At 69.7% G+C, this 16,263-nt stretch carries 13 protein-coding genes; 4 read left to right on the forward strand and 9 right to left on the reverse strand.

The features are described from left to right. Window position 1 precedes the first annotated feature (1 nt). From VFQ64_RS05180 to chrA, 6 genes are all read right to left on the reverse strand, one after another. Window positions 2-685: a PP2C family protein-serine/threonine phosphatase gene (locus VFQ64_RS05180; RefSeq protein ID WP_325102307.1), complete on the reverse strand. Its 684-nt coding sequence runs from the start codon at window positions 683-685 to the stop codon at window positions 2-4. A gap of 59 nt (window positions 686-744) precedes the next feature. After that, window positions 745-1,755 carry a type VI secretion system-associated FHA domain protein gene (locus VFQ64_RS05185; protein WP_325102233.1) on the reverse strand — a complete coding sequence of 337 codons (1,011 nt, stop codon included), beginning with the start codon at window positions 1,753-1,755 and terminating at the stop codon, window positions 745-747. A gap of 9 nt (window positions 1,756-1,764) precedes the next feature. Further along, window positions 1,765-3,435, reverse strand: a complete 1,671-nt coding sequence (locus VFQ64_RS05190; RefSeq protein WP_325102234.1) for a serine/threonine-protein kinase — start codon at window positions 3,433-3,435, stop codon at window positions 1,765-1,767. Between the two features lie 65 nt (window positions 3,436-3,500). Continuing rightward, the gene (locus VFQ64_RS05195) at window positions 3,501-4,244 is read right to left on the reverse strand and encodes a LysM peptidoglycan-binding domain-containing protein (RefSeq protein ID WP_325102235.1); all 744 of its coding nucleotides are present in this window, start codon (window positions 4,242-4,244) and stop codon (window positions 3,501-3,503) included. Then, the gene (locus VFQ64_RS05200; RefSeq protein WP_325102236.1) at window positions 4,241-5,662 is read right to left on the reverse strand and encodes an EAL domain-containing protein; all 1,422 of its coding nucleotides are present in this window, start codon (window positions 5,660-5,662) and stop codon (window positions 4,241-4,243) included. Before VFQ64_RS05200 ends, VFQ64_RS05195 begins: the two co-directional genes overlap by 4 nt. A 68-nt stretch (window positions 5,663-5,730) precedes the next feature. After that, window positions 5,731-6,939 carry a chromate efflux transporter gene (gene chrA, locus VFQ64_RS05205; RefSeq protein ID WP_325102237.1) on the reverse strand — a complete coding sequence of 403 codons (1,209 nt, stop codon included), beginning with the start codon at window positions 6,937-6,939 and terminating at the stop codon, window positions 5,731-5,733. A gap of 150 nt (window positions 6,940-7,089) precedes the next feature. Here chrA and VFQ64_RS05210 point away from each other — a divergent pair, with 150 nt between their 5' ends. Together VFQ64_RS05210 and VFQ64_RS05215 are read left to right on the forward strand one after the other, a co-directional pair. Beyond that, a complete protein-coding gene (locus tag VFQ64_RS05210; RefSeq protein WP_325102238.1) occupies window positions 7,090-9,939 on the forward strand; it encodes a pitrilysin family protein in 2,850 nt (949 codons plus the stop codon). Further along, window positions 9,936-10,199 carry a hypothetical protein gene (locus tag VFQ64_RS05215; protein ID WP_325102239.1) on the forward strand — a complete coding sequence of 88 codons (264 nt, stop codon included), beginning with the start codon at window positions 9,936-9,938 and terminating at the stop codon, window positions 10,197-10,199. The genes VFQ64_RS05210 and VFQ64_RS05215 overlap by 4 nt, the downstream gene beginning before the upstream one ends. 119 nt (window positions 10,200-10,318) lie before the next feature. On the opposite strand, the gene VFQ64_RS05220 is transcribed toward VFQ64_RS05215, so the two are convergent. Both VFQ64_RS05220 and VFQ64_RS05225 read right to left on the reverse strand, forming a co-directional pair. Beyond that, window positions 10,319-11,629: an amidohydrolase family protein gene (locus tag VFQ64_RS05220; RefSeq protein WP_325102240.1), complete on the reverse strand. Its 1,311-nt coding sequence runs from the start codon at window positions 11,627-11,629 to the stop codon at window positions 10,319-10,321. Further along, entirely contained in the window at window positions 11,626-13,065 is a 1,440-nt protein-coding gene (locus VFQ64_RS05225) for an amidohydrolase (RefSeq protein ID WP_325102241.1), read from the reverse strand. The genes VFQ64_RS05220 and VFQ64_RS05225 overlap by 4 nt, the downstream gene beginning before the upstream one ends. 131 nt (window positions 13,066-13,196) lie before the next feature. Here VFQ64_RS05225 and VFQ64_RS05230 point away from each other — a divergent pair, with 131 nt between their 5' ends. Together VFQ64_RS05230 and VFQ64_RS05235 are read left to right on the forward strand one after the other, a co-directional pair. Continuing rightward, complete coding sequence (locus VFQ64_RS05230; RefSeq protein WP_325102242.1) at window positions 13,197-13,415, forward strand: hypothetical protein; 219 nt, start codon at window positions 13,197-13,199, stop codon at window positions 13,413-13,415. Window positions 13,416-13,545: 130 nt separating this feature from the next. Beyond that, complete coding sequence (locus VFQ64_RS05235; protein WP_325102243.1) at window positions 13,546-15,693, forward strand: histidine kinase dimerization/phosphoacceptor domain -containing protein; 2,148 nt, start codon at window positions 13,546-13,548, stop codon at window positions 15,691-15,693. Here VFQ64_RS05235 and VFQ64_RS05240 read toward each other — a convergent pair. Continuing rightward, on the reverse strand, window positions 15,690-16,214 hold the full coding sequence (locus tag VFQ64_RS05240; protein ID WP_325102244.1) for a biliverdin-producing heme oxygenase: 525 nt from the start codon (window positions 16,212-16,214) through the stop codon (window positions 15,690-15,692). The genes VFQ64_RS05235 and VFQ64_RS05240 overlap by 4 nt on opposite strands. Between the last annotated feature and the right edge of the window lie 49 nt (window positions 16,215-16,263).

The raw sequence follows: 16,263 nt of genomic DNA on the forward strand, positions 1-16,263 counted from the left end.
CCTAACCGGCCGCCGCGATCTCGATCAGCACCAGCGAGACATTGTCGCTGCCGTCGCGCTCCAGCGCGTTGGCGATCATCCGATCGCCGAGCGCGGCCAGCGGCAGCTCCGCCGGAAAATCATCGATGCGCAGCGATCGGCTGAGACCGTCGGAGCAAAGCAGGAAACGGTCGGCGCCGACCTCCACCCGCACCGTGTCCAGCGCGGGGTTGGCGTCCACGCCCAGAGCGCGAGTGACGATGTTGGCGTGAGGGTGGGTTTCAGCCTGAGCGGGCGTCAGCAGCCCGGCGTCGACGAATTGTTGCACCAGGCTGTGGTCGTGCGTGAGCAGCTCGGCCCGGCCATCGCGCAGGCGATAGGCGCGGCTGTCGCCTGCCCAGCTGATCTCCAGCCAACCGTCCGCCAGCACCGCGGTCACGACCGTCGTTCCCGCGTCGAGCCCCAGACGCTTGTTCCTTGCGTGGATGTCGCCGTTCGCGGCCAGCAACGCATTCCGGATCGCGTGTTGCGTGAGCGGCGTGATTTCGGTCGCACGGCGCAGGCAGGTCACGACCTGTTGCGCAGCGAGGTCGCCGCCGCTGTGCCCGCCCATGCCGTCCGCCACCGCCCATACCCCGGCCTCGGCATCGTCGAAGACGCGGTCCTCGTTGATCGCGCGCACCCGGCCGACGTGGCTGCGGGACACAGAGCACAAGGCGCGGCCTTCCAGTCCCGGGGTGATGTCGAGTGTTCGAGGCGAGGCGCTCACGACGCGTTGCCGCTCAGCACCTGGGCTTCCGCTGCGTCATAAGCGGTGACGAACGCACGCTCCAGCGAGCCGCTGGCGCCGTCTTCCAGTTGCGCGATCAGGTCTGCATGCCGCGCCGCGACCTCCTCCACCTGCGCGGCGGCGCGGCTTTTCAGCAGCGCGCCGCGTTTGGCCGCGCCCTCGTCCACCGACGATGGCTCAAAGGCGCCGACCGCGGCGCGCAGGCTGCCGTGCAGCCCGGCGAAAGTGGCGATCAGGTGGCGCTTCACATCGCTGAAGGACGCTTGCAGGGCGGCCGGCCCGGACAGGAAGCCGCCGGAGCCGGCTAAGAGCAGATCGATCGCCAGCCGCTGAGTCGGCGCCCATTTGAATGGATTGTTGCGCGATCCGCCGATCGTCGTGCGCGACAGCTTGTGCCGCTCACGGGCACGATCGCGTTCGGTCATCAGGTCGCCGACGCCGAGCACCATCTGACGATAGACCGCACCGGCACGGCGCATGATCTCTTCGGGTTCCTCGCTCGACAGCAGCGACGCATCGAGGCCCGCGCCCTCGCAGAACGCCTCCAGCAGCGAGCCGCCACCGCTGGGTGTGGACACGGCCCCCGCGTCGCTCCAATTTTCCGGCACCGACGCCGACGCGCCGAGCGGCGGGGTCAGCACCATGGTCCGATCGGCATCCACCGGTTCGTCGCCATGCGGAGCACGGCTGGCGCGCAGACGGAAGCGGCCGAAGCGGAGTGTCGAAGGGAGCGGTACGGGAATCTGCGTAGCGTCCGGATAACGCTCGCCGGTCTGGTCGTCGAACACGCCGTTGGCGCCGAGCGCGCGCAGGGCCAGGCCGTCGGGGGTGGCCGTGATCTCGCAATGCGCGCGCGACAGCTCGCAATCGGGGTCGGCAATCGGCCAGTCGGCTCCCGCGTCACGCCCGATCCTCATCGCGCCTTCGCGCAGCAGACGCGCGTCGAGCGGCTGGAGCTCGTCGGCGGCGTCAAAGAGCTGGAGCATGTACATGCGTCAGGCGGCGATGCGCGGTATGGCGATGCGGGTGGCGAGCACGGCCGCCTTGGCTTCCGCCGGCTTCTGCCCGGTCGCGAGCTGCGGCTCGACCGCGGCGGCGGCGGCGTTGAAGGCGTCGAACACCGCGCCGAATTCGTCCCGCCTGCGATGCGAGAGCCTGATCGCGAACCCGTTGTCGGGCGCCTGATCGAGTGCTTCGCGCAGCCGGCGCAGCGGCCTGGCCACCATCGCACCGCTGAGATATCCCACCCCGAGCACCGCCAGCATGACGATTGCGGAGAGCAGCAGCAGGGATGCGCGCGCGCGGTCGAGCGCCGCGTCGAGGGCGGTGCGCTTGACCACCAGATCGACGGTGCCGAAGCTGGCGCCGGCATAGCGGATCGGATGGACGAAGCGAATGCCAGCGCCCCGCCCGGCATCGCCGGCGGCACTGACGATAGCCTCCCCCGCATAATCCATCTTCGTTTCGCCCCCGGCCCGTCGCCAGGGACGGCCGACCAGCCGGGCATCGCCGGCAGCGCGGACGATGCCGGTCGAGTCCGCGACCACCAGGTCGCGGACCGAGGGGTCCCGGCTGGCGGTGACGGCGAACGCCTGCAGTGCCGACCAGTCCTGCTGCTCGGGCGGCAGGCCGGCATTGTCCGCCGCGAGCACGGCGGCGTTGTTGGTGACAAAGGAAGCGGTAGTGGCGCCGGAGCTGATCGCCATGTGCTCCAGGGTGCGCCGTTCGCCCGCCAGGCTCCAGGTGAAGCAGGCGGCGAGCGCGCTGGCGGTGACCAGCGCCAAGGTGAGCGGCAGCTTGAAGCGCAGCGACAGACCGCGCCGGCCGGAGGGTTTTTCGCCCGCCGCCGCGATTTCGCGGCCCAGCGCGGCGGCCAAGGCGTCGCCGTCGGCGAAACGCTGCTCGGGCTTCTTGGCGAGCAGCTTGTCGATGATGAAGCGTAGGCCTGGCGGGCAGTCCTGCGTGGAGCGGTCGATCGGCTCGACTTTTTCCTGCGCGATCTGGATCGCCAGCGTCGCCAGCGCGGTGCCGGGAAACGCGACCTTGCCGGTGACCATCTCGTACAGCACGACGCCCAGCGAGAAGAGATCGGCGCGGGCGTCGACCGGCAGCCCCAGCGCCTGTTCGGGGCTCATGTAGCGCGGTGTGCCGACCAGTGTCCCGACCTGCGTACGGGCCAGCTGGCCAGGGTCGCCCTCGCCGATCCGCGCGACGCCGAAGTCGAGCAGCTTGGCGGTCCGGCCGTCGGCGGAGAGGAGGATGTTCGACGGCTTGACGTCGCGATGCACGACGCCGGCGCGATGAGCATAGCCGAGCGCCGCGGCGAGTTGCTGGCCGAGCGACAGCACGCGCTCATAGGGCATGCGTCCAACCGCCTGCAGCGCCACGTCGAGCGGCTGGCCGTCGACCAGTTCCATCGCGATATAGGCGACTCCGTCGACTTCGCCGACGTCATAGATCGTCGCGATGTTGGGGTGGTTGAGCGCGCCGGCGGCACGCGCCTCGCGGACGAAGCGCGCGCCGAGATCAGGGTCGCGGCCGAAATCGGGCTTGAGAACCTTGATCGCGACGGTGCGTCCGATGTCGGGGTCGTGGGCGCGATAGACATCGGCCATGGCACCTTCGCCGAGGCGCCCCTCGATCCGGTAACGGCCTAAGGTCTTCATTGCGGGGGGCGGAGCGGACATATCATGACGTCAATAGCGCAGAGGCGTTAAGCATTGCTTGCCCGTCACTTGCGCGCACGCACGGTGGCTGCGATCCGCTCCGCGCGCGCGAGGTCACGCGCGATCAGCGGGTTGCCGCGGTCAAGCGCGGCGGCGCGGCGGAGCAGCCCGACAGCGCGATTGACGTCACCGCCATTCAGTGCCGCGAGCCCCGCGGCGCGGGCGCTGCGCGCGCCGGCCGGGTTCGCCGCGGGGGCAGCCGGGGCGACGGCCTTGGGCGCAGCGGGCTTCGGCTTGGTCGCGGGGGCCGGTGTGCTCGCCGACGGGCGTGGCGTGGTGGGCTCGGGTCGCCGGATCGGCTCGACCCTGGGCAGCTCGCCGGGGATGCGCAGCACCTGACCAGGTGTCAGGATCACCGGAGGCCTGAGCTCATTGTAGCGGATCAGCTGATACGCCTTCAACCGGTTGCCGAGCAGCCGCTGCGCCACACCCTCGGCCGTGTCGCCGGCGCGTACGGTGTACGGGAAGCTCTGTGGTCCCAGCAAATCCTTGGGGTCGCGCTCGACCGAGTCCCTGAGCAGTCCGGCGGTGGCGGACTGTGGGTCGCGTTTCAGCAGCTTCTTGAGCTGTTCGCGCGCCTCTTTGTCCCGGCCGGTCATCAGCAGGGAAAAGACAGCGTCGGTCTCGGCCGCGGTGACCGCGACGATGGCGGGGGGTGGGGGCGCGTTCCTGACGCGCTTCGGCCCGCTCGAACAGGCGGCGAGTGCCGCTAGAGCAACGGTGGCGGCGAGGGTGCGGGTGCGGATCATGCTCTCAATCTTTCGGAGATTTGGTCGGGACCGACATCCACCTTCAATTGCGCTTTGAACGCGGCGGTGTCGCGGACATAGGCGGTGAAAGCGTCGGGGCTGAGCGGCGGTGCGAAGTAGTAACCCTGGAAATGCTGGCAGCCGTGGCGGCGAAGCCACTGGTACTCGCCCTGCCGTTCGACCCCTTCCGCCAGGACGCGAATGCCGAGACCCCGGCCGAGCGCGATGATGCTCTGGCAGATCGCCTGACTGTCGCGGCGGGTGTCGACATCGGTGACGAACTCGCGGTCGATCTTGATCTTGTCGAACGCCAGCGTCCGCAGCGTGCTGAAGCCGGAATAGCCGGTGCCGAAATCGTCAACCGCGAGCTTGACGCCCATGGCGCGCAGCTCCTGGAAGATGCGGCGGCAATGTTCGGCGTCGCTGGTCGCGACACTTTCGGTGAGTTCGATCTCGAGCGCGCTGGCGGGCAGTTCGTGGCGTTGCAGCGTTCGTTGCACGAGCACGGGCAGATCGTCGCGTTCGAGCTGAAGCCCCGATACGTTGACCGCGACACGCAGCTTGCCCAGGCCGCCGATCTGCCAGCAACGCGCCTCGCGCAGCGCCGCGTTCAGCGCCCACAGCCCGATCTCGTTCGCCAGGCCCATCGACTCGACGATCGGAATGAAACGCGACGGCGGCACCGGCCCTCGTTCGGGATGGGTCCAGCGCATCAACGCCTCGGCCCCGCCGACGCAGCCGAGCCCGGCGTCGACCAGTGGCTGATATTCGAGCCGCAACTCGCGCCGGTCGATCGCTTGGCGCAGGTCCTGCTCCATGGCGTAGCGCTCGCGCGCCAGTTCGGCATAGTCGCTCTGGCGGCTGGGGGTGGCGGACACGCCCTCGGGAAGGGCGAAGGAGGCCAAGGTACGCGCCAGGAACGCGGTCGGCACCATGCCGTCAGCCGCATCATAGCGTCCGACCCGCAATTTGATCTCGGGCACCACGCGCGTCTCGCCATCCTCGATCGCGTCGCTGAGCGCATAGGATATCGCGTCGAGTTCGGCGCGCACCTCGTCGCTGGTGCGGTTCGTGAACCACAGACATACCTGGCCGCGATCGACCTGTGCGACGACGCGATCGGGTGGGAGCATCCGTCGCAGACGCTCGATCGCGGTGGCGAACACGCGTTCGCCCAGCGCCGGGTCGAAGGCGGTCAGCCGTTCGAAATCGGCAAAGGCGATCGCCCCCAGCATGCCTGCGCGATCGGCGGCGATGTGCGCCAGCAGGGTTTCGCGCGTCGGCAGGCCGCTGACCGGGTGGAAAGGCAAAAGCCTGTGCGCCAGCGACTCGGGCTGCGGCGCCTCGACGGACGCAGCGCGCGCGGGCGCAACCGCGCTCGAACGCCATGCGTCACGAAGGTAGGCGAGACCAAACACCCGCTCGGCCTAACCGCGAATAGTGAGGAGCCGGTTAAGTGGTTGCCTGCGGCCCGAAAGCTGCCGCGTCACAGCGCCGCCGCGCCTGCCACCGCGCCGATCGCCAGTACGGCGGGTGTGCTCCACTTGCTTTTCCACCGGTATAGGATCGCCAACGCGACAAGGAAGATCAGCAGGCTCGCGACCGCCTCGGGCGTCTGCGCCGCAGTGGTGCGGGTGAGGTCGATCAGGGTCACCACGATCAGTCCGACGACCGCGGCGGCGACGCCGGCGAGGACGTGCTGAAGGCGCCGGTGCTCGACCACCGCCTCGAGCCGCTCGTAGAACAGCAGCGAAAAAGCGAAGGCGGGCAGGAACATCCCCGCCGTGATCGCCAGCGCGCCGGCGAGCCCGCCGCTGATCCAGCCCGCAAAGGTGGCGAAGATCACCAACGGCGCCGGCAGGATCCCCGCCAGCCCGAGCCCGTCGAGGAACTGCGCGTCGCTCATCCAGCCGCGGTCGACCGTATCGGCGCGGATGAAGGGGATCGCGGTATAGGCGCCGCCGAAGGTGAGCAGCCCGCCCTTCAGCCCAGACCAGAACAGCATCGCCGCGGTTGGCGCGGCCGCGCCTGCGGTCGCTACCGGGCTAAACGCCGCTTCGCCGCCGTCCCATGTGACCGCAGCGATGGCGAGGGCCAGCGCCGTGACGGCCGCGGCCGCGCCACGCCGGCCGGTGACCGCCAGGGCAAAAGCGGCTCCCGCGGCCGGCAGTATGATCCAGAAACTGATCCCCACGAACGATGCCGCCGCCGCCCCGATTGCCGCCGTCCACGACCAGCGATCGAGCAGGATGTGCTCGCCGATGCGGTGGACCGCGCGTAGGATCACCGCGATCACCGCCGCCTGCACGCCGAGAAACATCGCACCCAGCGTCGTCCCGGCGATCGGTAGCCTTGTATAGGCCCAGGCGAGCGCGAGCATCAGCAGCAGACCCGGCAGCATGAAGCCGAGCCCGGCAAGTACGCCACCCAGCCGCCCCTTGGCGCGGATGCCGAGATGGACGCACAGCTCGTGCGCCTCCGGTCCGGGCAGCACCTGCATCACGGCGATTAGTTTGTTGAACCGGTCGGGCGCGATCCAGCGCTCCTCCTCGACCAGCTCGCGGCGGATCATCGCGATCTGCGCCACCGGCCCGCCGAACGCCATCGCGCCGAAGCGCAGGAAGCGCAGGAACACGCCGAGGTGGCTCAGTTCGGGCGGGAGGGGTTCCGCGCATGTTTCGTGGATGGCGGACATGGTTCACCCCTTCCCATCGAGGCTTAGCGGCCTTCGTCGGCATCTCGCGATGAAGAATTGCTTGGTGGGTCAGCAACGCCACGATTGCACTTGACCATCGGTGCGGGGCACGGTTGCACTGGGCAAGAAGTTGAATCCAGGAGCAAGTCCATGTCCCTCCGTCCACGCCTCGCCACCGCCATCGTGGCGCTGCTCGCCGGCTCGGTCCTTTCGCCCGCTGTGGCGCAGGAGCGCGCCGCCGCAACTGCGATCGTGGTGCCGCCGATTGCGTTCACCGAGCGGACGCTCGCCAACGGGCTGAAGGTGATCGCCATCCGCGACACCAGCACGCCCAACGTCACCACCCAGCTGTGGTACGATGTCGGGTCGAAGCACGATCCCGAGGGCCGCTCCGGCTTCGCGCACCTGTTTGAGCACATCCTGTCGCGAAAGACGGTGAACATGCCGTACAATGCGATCAACCAGCTTACCGAGGATGTCGGCGGCCAGCGAAACGCCTCGACCTGGTTCGATCGCACCAACTATTACGAGATCGTCCCCGCCCAGTATCTGGAGACGATGCTGTGGACTCATGCCGAGCGCATGGCGCGGCCGGTGGTGGACGCGCAGGTGTTCGAGACCGAGCGCAACGTCGTGAAGGAGGAGTTCCGCCAGCGCGTCCTGTCGCCGCCCTATGGCCGGCTGCGGCTGGTGATGGACGAGAACAGCTATGACACGCTGCCGATGCGTCGCTCGGGAATCGGCAGCCTGGAGCAGCTCGACGCGGCGACGCTGGAAGATGCGCGCGCGTTCCACGAGGCGTTCTATGGACCCGACACCGCAACGCTGATCGTGTCCGGAAATTTCGACCCAGCGCAGCTGAACGCCTGGGTAGACAGGTATTTCGGCGCCATTCCGCGCCGCGCCAATGCGATCCCGCTCGCCGCCGCCACCAAGGAGGCGCTGCGCACCGCGCCGCGCACCGTCACCACCTATGCCCCCAATGTGCCGCTGCCGACGATCGTGTCGAGCTGGCGCATTCCCGGCTCGCGGCATGCGGACCTTGCCGCGCTGGAAGTGCTCGACGCGATCTTGGCGGGCGGCGAGAATTCGCGCCTGCGCCGGGCGCTGGTGCGCGAGCAGCAGGTCGCCGCCAACGTCGGGGTGCAATTGCAGGACGTCGAGGATGGCGGCTTCTTCGCCCCGCAGGTGACGCTGGCGAGCGGGCGCACGGTGGCGGAGGCGGAGCCGGCGCTCGCGGCCGAAATCGCGCGGCTGCGCGAGACGCCGGTCACCGCGGGCGAGCTAGTCGAAGCGAAGAACGAGATCGCGGCGCAGGCGCTGCGTTCGCGCGAGACGTTCGACGGTCGTGCCTTTGCGCTCGGCGAGGCGCTGGTCCGCACCGGCAACCCGCGTGCTCTCGACGAACGCCTCGCCCGGGTGGGTAAGGTGACCGCCGCCGACGTGCAGCGCGTCGCGCGCACCTACCTGCGGCCGGAGACGCGGGTCGACTTCCGCTATCTCGATGAGCAGCAGCGGCCCGCGGGCGCGGCCGACGCCTGGACCAACCCGACGCCGATGCCACGCTGGGCGAACGTGCCGCCCGCGCGGCGCGCGCCGCTCGCCTTGGCGCCGGAGGGCAGCCGCCAGGCGCCGCCCCGACCTGCCACCGCGGTTGCGGTGACGCCGCCGACGATTGTCGAGGGACGCATCGCCAATGGCATGAATTTCGTTGCCGCGCGAACCGGGCCGGTGCCGGTCGCGACGCTGTCCGTCGTATTCCGGGGCGGCGCGGCGACCGACCCACGCAACCGCGCAGGGCTGGCGGCGATGGTCGCCGATGTGGCGACGCAGGGCACGCGCACGCGCAGCGCCGAGCAGATTGCCGCCGAGGTCGAGGCACTGGGCGCGCAGCTCGATGCGTTCGCGGGGCCGGACGGCACGGTCGTCTCGATCACCGCGCCGGTGGCGACGCTGGCGCGCGCGGGCGCGGTGCTGGCCGACGTGGTGCGCAACGCCGCCTTCCCCGCGAGCGAGGTCGAGCTGCGCCGCCGTCAGGCGTTGGACGCCCTGTCGGTGGCGCTGAAGAACCCCGGCACGTTGGCGAGCCTCGCCTTGCAGCCGATCAGCTATGGCACCGCGCCCTATGGTGCAGTGGTAACGCCCGCCAGCATCGCCGCGATCACGCAGCCCGAGCTCGCCGCGGCGCACGCGCAATTGTGGCGGCCAGACCTGGCAACGCTGGTGGTGACCGGCGGCATCGATCCGGCGGCGGCACGGCTGCTCGGCGAGCAACTGTTCGGCAATTGGCGGGCCGCTGGCACTGCGCCGGTACTACCGACCGCACGCGCAGGGGCGACCGCGAAGCCTCGGCTGGTGGTCATCGACATGCCAGGCGCCGGGCAGGCGGCGATCGCGGCGGCGGTGCGCGGCGTCGATCGCGCCGACCCGCGCTGGTTCGACCTGCAGGTCGCCAATGCGGTGCTGGGCGCCGGCTCGAACGGCCGGCTGTTTCAGGAGATCCGCGTCAAACGCGCGCTCTCCTATGGTGCCAATAGCCAAGTCGCGGCGCGCGCCGACGACGGCTTGTTGACGGCCACCACGCAAACCAAGAACGAAAGTGCGGCGGACGTCGTGCAAGTGATTCTGGCCGAGTTCGACCGGCTCGGGCGCGAGCCGCTGGACGCCGCCACGGTCGCCAGGCGCAAGGCGTTCCTGTCCGGCAGCCTCGGCCGGCAGGCGGAGACCAGCCGCGGCTTCGGCGCCATCGTCGCGGGGCTGATCCAGCAGGGCGTTCCCGCGGCGCAAGCCGCGCGGCTGGCGAATACGCTTGATGCGGTGACGCCCGCGGGCGCAACGGCGGCGGCGTCGGCGGGTGTGTCGAGCGCCAACGCCAGCGTCGTGGTAGTGGGCGACGCCAAGCTGTTCCTCGACAAGCTGCGCGCGCTCCGTCCCGACCTGGAGGTGATCCGCGCCGACGCGCTCGACCTCGGCAGCCCGGCGCTGATCGCCCAGAGGTGAGCGGGTCCGACGACTTTGCGCACGGCCGGCGCGACGGCCTGCGCTTGGCGCTTGCGATCCTGGCGGGTGAGGAGGCGAAGTGGGAGGCGCTGCTCGGCGAGAGCGACTCGTGGCGCACCAACGGCATCCGCGCGGTGCGCCACAAGACGCTGCAGGTCGCGCAGACGCGGGTGCGGACCGCGTTGAACCGGCTCACCCCAGCCGGGAAGGACGAGATGGACGCGGAGTTGGCGTCCGCGCTGGAGAAGGCGGGGCTTTAGGGCCGCGTCAAGGTGGGTGAACTCACCATCCGTTCGCCCTGAGCGAAGTCGTAGTCACACCCCGCAAGATGCTTCGACTTCGCTCAGCACGAACGAACAAATCAGGCCTGGAAGCAGCCCTAATAACGGTACGCCTTGGGCAGCCCATCCTCCTGCGGTGTGCTGTAGCGGTCGCGCAGCCTGGTCTGGCGTGAGGAGGTCGGCTGCAGCCGACCGTCAATCCACACCTGGATCGGCAGCGACGACAGCTCCAGCGGATCGCCGCTCCACAGCACGACATCGGCGCGCCGACCGGGACGCAGCGAGCCGATCTCGCCGTCGAGGCCCAGCGCCTCTGCCGGACGCGAGGTGATGGTGGCGAACGCCTGACCCCAGTTCAGCCCGGTGGCGCCGGGCACTCGGGTGATCGCGACCAGATTACCGGCATATTGCTTGATGACGTGCTCGCCCGGTGCATCGTTGGCGCCGATCGTCGAGATCGCCGTCACCACGCCCGCGGCGGTCAGGCGGCCGACGTTCGACTCGGTGGCGGCGACCTGTTCGAACGAGGCGGGCAGGTCGGCGAGTGCTGTGGCGATCACCGGCACGCGCGCGGCGGCGATCTCGCGCGCCACCATCCAGCCCTCGGTGGCGCCGACCAGCACCAGCTTGAGCCGCGGATAGTCGCGCGGCAGCGCCAGCACCGCGCGGATGTCGCTCGCGCGTTCGACATGCACCATCAGCGGCGTGCGGCCATCAAGCACGTCGAGCAGCGGCTGGACGTCGGCCCGCTTGACCAGCGCGTCACGGCTACGCCCGTCGAACGCCGCCGGGTTGCGCCGATAGTCCGCCGCCTGCGCCAGCGCATCGCGCAGCATCGCGAACGAGGCGGTGCGGCTGCCCCCGGCGATCCGCCCGCCATCCTCGCCGAGCTCGACATACTGGAACGCCCGCGCGCGCATGATCGGCAGGGCGTCCTCGCCCAGATCGATCACCGCACCCTGGCCCGCGAAGATCGAACCACCGGCGTTCGGCGCCACCAGCGCCCGGGTGACGCCGCCCAGCCGTTCGTTGGCGATCGGCACCGAGGCGGGGTTGATCGCGGGCGCGACGTCGATCGCCGCGGAGAAGGGCGACTGGCGCGCGACCACGTCGTTGCTCTCGTCCACGCCGTCGGCATCGACCAGGCCCAGCTCGTTCGGCCCGGTGATGATGCCGGCCGCGACCCACTTGCCGCGCGCGTCGATCACCTGCGCCCCGGCCGGGACGGTGACGTTCGCGCCGGCGGCGACGATGCGCTCGCCGGAGAAGACGACGGTGCCGTTGGGGATCGGCTGCGACCCGTCGCCCAGCGCCACGGTGCCGCCGACGACCGCGACAACCTGCGCCGCGGCGGGCGCGGCGACCAGCGTGGCGCCGAGCAGCAGCGATGAAAGGAGGAGCGCCTTCACTTCACACTCTCCCGGCCCGGCTGGCCCAATTCGAAATCGCTCACCGGGCGTCGCCGCGGGTCGAGCGCGTCATAGAGCAGCGCGCCGTCCACCCACACCTTTTCAGGGCGGGTATAGACGCTGAACGGATCGCCGTTCCACAGCACGACATCCGCCATCTTGCCGGGCTTGAGGCTGCCGGTCCGGTCGGCGATGCCCAGCGCCCTGGCAGGGGCGAGCGAGAGCCAGGTCCAGGCCTGCGCGTCCGGCACGTCGATGCCCGCCCGCCTGCCGGCGGCGAGTGCCTTGGCCACCTCCTGGTTGAGCCGCTGGATGCCGTTCTCGTCGTCGGAATGGATCATCGCGCAGGCGCCCGCCTTGTGGAGCAGGGCCAGGTTCTCGCCGATCCCGTCATAGGACTCCATCTTGAAACCGTACCAGTCGGCCCACACCGCCGCGCAGGTGCCGTTCGCCTTGAGCAGATCGCCGATCTTGTAGGCCTCGACCGCGTGGTGGAAGGCGGTGACCTTGTACCCGAACTCCTTGGCCATATCGAGAACGACGGCCATCTCGTCGGCGCGGTAGCAGTGGTTCTGGATCAGGATCTCGCCGGCGAGCACGCCGCGCAGAGTGTCCATCGCGATGTTGCGGTCGGGGCGCTTGCCGCCGTCGGCCTCGAACGCGTCCCAGTCGCGCTTGTACTTGGCGGCCTGCACCCAGGTGGCGCGGTCGACTGCGATGTTGCCCATTCGGGTCGAGGGTTTGCGGTTGCGGCCGCCATAGACGCGCTTGGGGTTCTCGCCGCAGGCCATCTTCAGGCCATAAGGCGCGCCGGGGAATTTCATCGCCTGCACCGTGCGGGCATAGACGTTCTTGAGCACGACCGAGCGACCGCCGAACAGATTGGCGGAGCCGGGCAGGATCTGCAGCGTGGTGACACCGCCATTGGTCAGCGCGCGGCCGAAACCCGGGTCCTGCGGCCAGACGCCATGCTCGGCCCAGACATCCGCAGTGACCGGATCGGTCGCCTCGTTGACGTCGGAATGCGCCTGCACCGACGGGCTTGGGCCGTTGCCGAGGTGGCTGTGGATGTCGATCACGCCTGGCGTCACCCATTTGCCGGCGCCGTCGATCACCGTCGCTCCCGCCGGCGCGGTGAGGTCGGCGCCGACCGCGACCACCTTGCCGTCCGCGAACAGCACCGCGCCTCGCTCGATCCGCCCGCCTTCGCCGTCATAGACGGTGACGTTGCGCACCAGCGTCGGCGCGCCGGGATAGGCGCGGTAAGTGGAGGGGAAGGGATCGTGGGCATAGCCCTTGTTCCGGCCGGGAGCGGCATCGTCGCCCTTCTTGGGCTGGGCAGGCTGCGACGATGCGGTGCGGGGCCGCTCGTCCGTCCCGGCGCATGCGGCCAGCGTGAGTGCCGCCGACAGACCCAACCACTTCAGAACCGCCATGCGACCTCCTAGCTCTCAATGGGATCGGTACGGCGAGCGGGCCGACGCGTCCAGCGCCGACCCTGCTGGCGGGTGGATAATCCATGCCCTCTGGGTGTAGGCGAGGGCTGAAACCGGAAGGGAAGACGTTGATGCGTTTCGTACAGGTCGAGTTATCGCCCACGGGCAAGGCGCTGGTCGATATCGACAAGCTTACCCACGCGGTTCCCCAGGAAACGGGCACAAGGCTGTTTCTCGGCGCGCAGCATGTCGACGTGCCGCACACGCTTGACGAACTGGAGAACCTACTCGCCGGGCGCGATCGGACGGACGATGGGGAGCACGGTACGGCAGGCTTTCACACCCGCTGAGCGGGCGGCAACCCCGTTCACAATGGGATCGGTCGGTGAGCGAAGCCGCTGGTCGTGTGGGAAGACAAAGCTTAAGTCCCGCCGTGTTGATGGGCTTGGTCCGGGCGGGGCGATCAGGAGTAGCGTGAGCGTGGCTGTTTCCACACCCCGGCCGGATATCGGCTTCGACCTCGATGCGTGCGACCGCGAGCCGATCCACATACCCGGCTCCATCCAGCCCCATGGGCTGCTGCTGGTGTCCGACGCGGACACGCTGCGCGTGGTCGCCGGTGCGGGCGCGCTCGAGCGGGAGTTGGCCGCGGACTGGCTGGGGCGCGACCTGTCCGCGCTGTTGGGACAGGACGTACCGGCACTGATCGGGAACATGCCCCCGGGACCGGGAGGCACGCTCGTCGGAGAGCCGGTGAAGGGCGCATCCGGATCCTACGACGTCGCGTTGCACCGGGCCGAAGGCATGCTCATCGCCGAGCTGGAGCCGGTGTCGGAGGCACCATGGACCGGTGGCGCGTTGCTGGCCTGGCTGGATGGGATCGCAAGCAATTTCGAGCGGGCGGGCGACCTTCTGGCCCTGTGCGCCCGCGCCGCTACCGCGTTTCGGGCGCTGACCGGTTATGATCGGGTCATGGTCTATCGCTTCGTCGACGACGAGGCGGGCCGGGTGGTCGCCGAAGACCGCGATCCGGCGCTCGGCACGTTCATGCACCATCACTTCCCCGCAACGGACATCCCCAAGCAGGCGCGCGCGCTGTACATCCGCAACCGTTCGCGCGTGATCCCGGCGATCAGCTACACGCCGGCGCCGTTGCGGCCCGCCGGGTTCGAACAGCTCGATCTGAGCGACGCCGCGCTCCGCAGCGTGTCGCCGATCCATCTCCAGTACCTGCGCAACATGGGCGTGGAAGCCTCCGCGTCGATCTCCATCGTCAAAGACGGGACGCTGTGGGGCCTGATCGCCTGCCACCATCACGCGCCCAAGCGGATCCCGCGGGACATTCGCGCGGCGGCGAGCGCGCTGGCGGGTGGCCTCGCCAGGCAGATTCGCGCAAAGGAGGAGGCCGAAACCTATCGCGAGCGGCTGCGCCTCCGCGCGGCGGAGGATGCGGTGATCCCGCGCACCGCGCGTGGTCAGCCGCTCCATGAGGCGGTGCGCGCCGTGAGCCGCGACCTGCAAACGATGTTCGGCGCCGACGGGTTCGCCATGGTCGAGAACAATCAGGTCAGCCTATATGGCGTCTGCCCGCCCGAGGCGTTCGTGGCGGCGGTGGCGGCGTGGTCACGCGCCAGCAAGCGCGGCGAGCCCTTCGCCACCTCCCATCTACCGACCGTCTACCCCGCCGCGGCGGGTCACGCCGCGATGGCCAGCGGGCTGCTGTCGATCCCACTGGCCGATGACAACGCAACCTTGCTGTGGTTCCGGGCGGAGCAGGTGGAGGAAGTCGAGTGGGCCGGTAACCCGCACAAGGCGGTGGGGCTCGATCCAAACGCTGTATTGACGCCGCGGACGTCGTTCGAGTCCTGGACGCAGACGGTACGCGGCCGGGCGCGACGCTGGACCCTGGAGGAAATGGATGCCGCGCGGCGCATCCGCCGGGTCTTCCATGAGGCGCATCTCAGCCGCCAGCTCGTCGCCCTCAACAAAGCGTTGCAGACCACGCTCGCCGACCGCGACGCGTTGCTCGTGCAAAAGGACATCCTGATGAAGGAGGTCGATCACCGCGTGCAGAACAGCCTGCAGCTGGTGGGCGCCTTTCTTTCGATCCAGGCACGGGAGGCCGGGCCGGGCCCGGTCTCCGATCAGCTGGCGGAAGCCCAGTCGCGGATCGCCGCGGTGGCGCTGGTGCAGAAGCGACTCTATCAGGGCGACCAGATCGCGACGATCGACCTGTCGCGCTATCTGGAAGAGCTGATCGGCGATCTCCGGACGACGCTCGGTCCCCATTGGGCTCGGCAGATGCACCTCGATCTGGCGCCGGTGCTGGTTCCCACCGACCGCGCGGTCCGGATCGGGCTGATCAGCACCGAGCTGGTCATCAACGCCACGAAATACGCCTATGGCGGCGATGCGGGCCCGCTGGACATCTCGCTGGAGCAGCATCGCGACCGGTTCCGCTTCGTCGTCGCCGACCGGGGGCGGGGGAAGTCCGGCGACGGCCAGGGCTTCGGCAGCCGAATGCTGGTGGCGATGGTCGCGAGCCTGGCCGGCAGCATCGAATACGGCGACAACGATCCGGGGCTGCGGGTCGCCCTGGCCGCGCCGATCGAGGATCCGCCCCGCTAGGGCGGATAGGTGGCCGCGGCGCGGAGATAGAGATCAAAGCAAGCCTCGGCACCGACGACGGCGTCTTCAAGCCATTGCGCACCGCCGCCCGCGGCTTCCGCGTCGATGCGCACGCGCGTTTCGCGCCACTCGCCCGCTTCATGGCCCGCCCCCAGATATCGCGTCGGCAAATCGGGGCCCACCCGCCTCGCCAGCAACGCGCCGCCCAGCCGCGACCCTTCAAGCACATAGTGGACGCCCCAGGCATAAGCAGGGTGGGGGGTGGGCTCGGTCGCCACGGGAGGCGGGACCGCGCTGCCCAAGTCGCTCAGATCGCGGGTGAGCAGCGCCATGCGTGATCGTCCATCCGGGCCGGTTCCGTCGCGCGAACGAAGCGACTCCGCGGCCGCCAGCGCCTGAGCATGCGCGAGGAGGAACCGACGGTAGGAGCCCGCGTCATCCAATCGGTATCCGCCGAACGCAGCATCCACCCGGCCGTGGAGGGCGGCCGTGCGTGATTGCAGGGTGGCGGTCGCGGACATCGGGCTTCCATGCCGCATCCGGCTTTGCGCGTCACGCCGGCCAGAAGGC

This window comes from Sphingomonas sp., assembly GCF_035714405.1.
Classification (GTDB): domain Bacteria; phylum Pseudomonadota; class Alphaproteobacteria; order Sphingomonadales; family Sphingomonadaceae; genus Sphingomonas.

Coding starts and splice junctions, on each gene's coding strand:
- VFQ64_RS05185 (WP_325102233.1), bottom strand. CDS start 1,755: ATGCTCCAGCTCTTTGACGCCGCCGACGAGCTCCAGCCGCTCGACGCG.
- VFQ64_RS05190 (WP_325102234.1), bottom strand. CDS start 3,435: ATGAAGACCTTAGGCCGTTACCGGATCGAGGGGCGCCTCGGCGAAGGT.
- VFQ64_RS05195 (WP_325102235.1), bottom strand. CDS start 4,244: ATGATCCGCACCCGCACCCTCGCCGCCACCGTTGCTCTAGCGGCACTC.
- chrA (WP_325102237.1), bottom strand. CDS start 6,939: ATGTCCGCCATCCACGAAACATGCGCGGAACCCCTCCCGCCCGAACTG.
- VFQ64_RS05210 (WP_325102238.1), top strand. CDS start 7,090: ATGTCCCTCCGTCCACGCCTCGCCACCGCCATCGTGGCGCTGCTCGCC.
- VFQ64_RS05225 (WP_325102241.1), bottom strand. CDS start 13,065: ATGGCGGTTCTGAAGTGGTTGGGTCTGTCGGCGGCACTCACGCTGGCC.
- VFQ64_RS05230 (WP_325102242.1), top strand. CDS start 13,197: ATGCGTTTCGTACAGGTCGAGTTATCGCCCACGGGCAAGGCGCTGGTC.
- VFQ64_RS05240 (WP_325102244.1), bottom strand. CDS start 16,214: ATGTCCGCGACCGCCACCCTGCAATCACGCACGGCCGCCCTCCACGGC.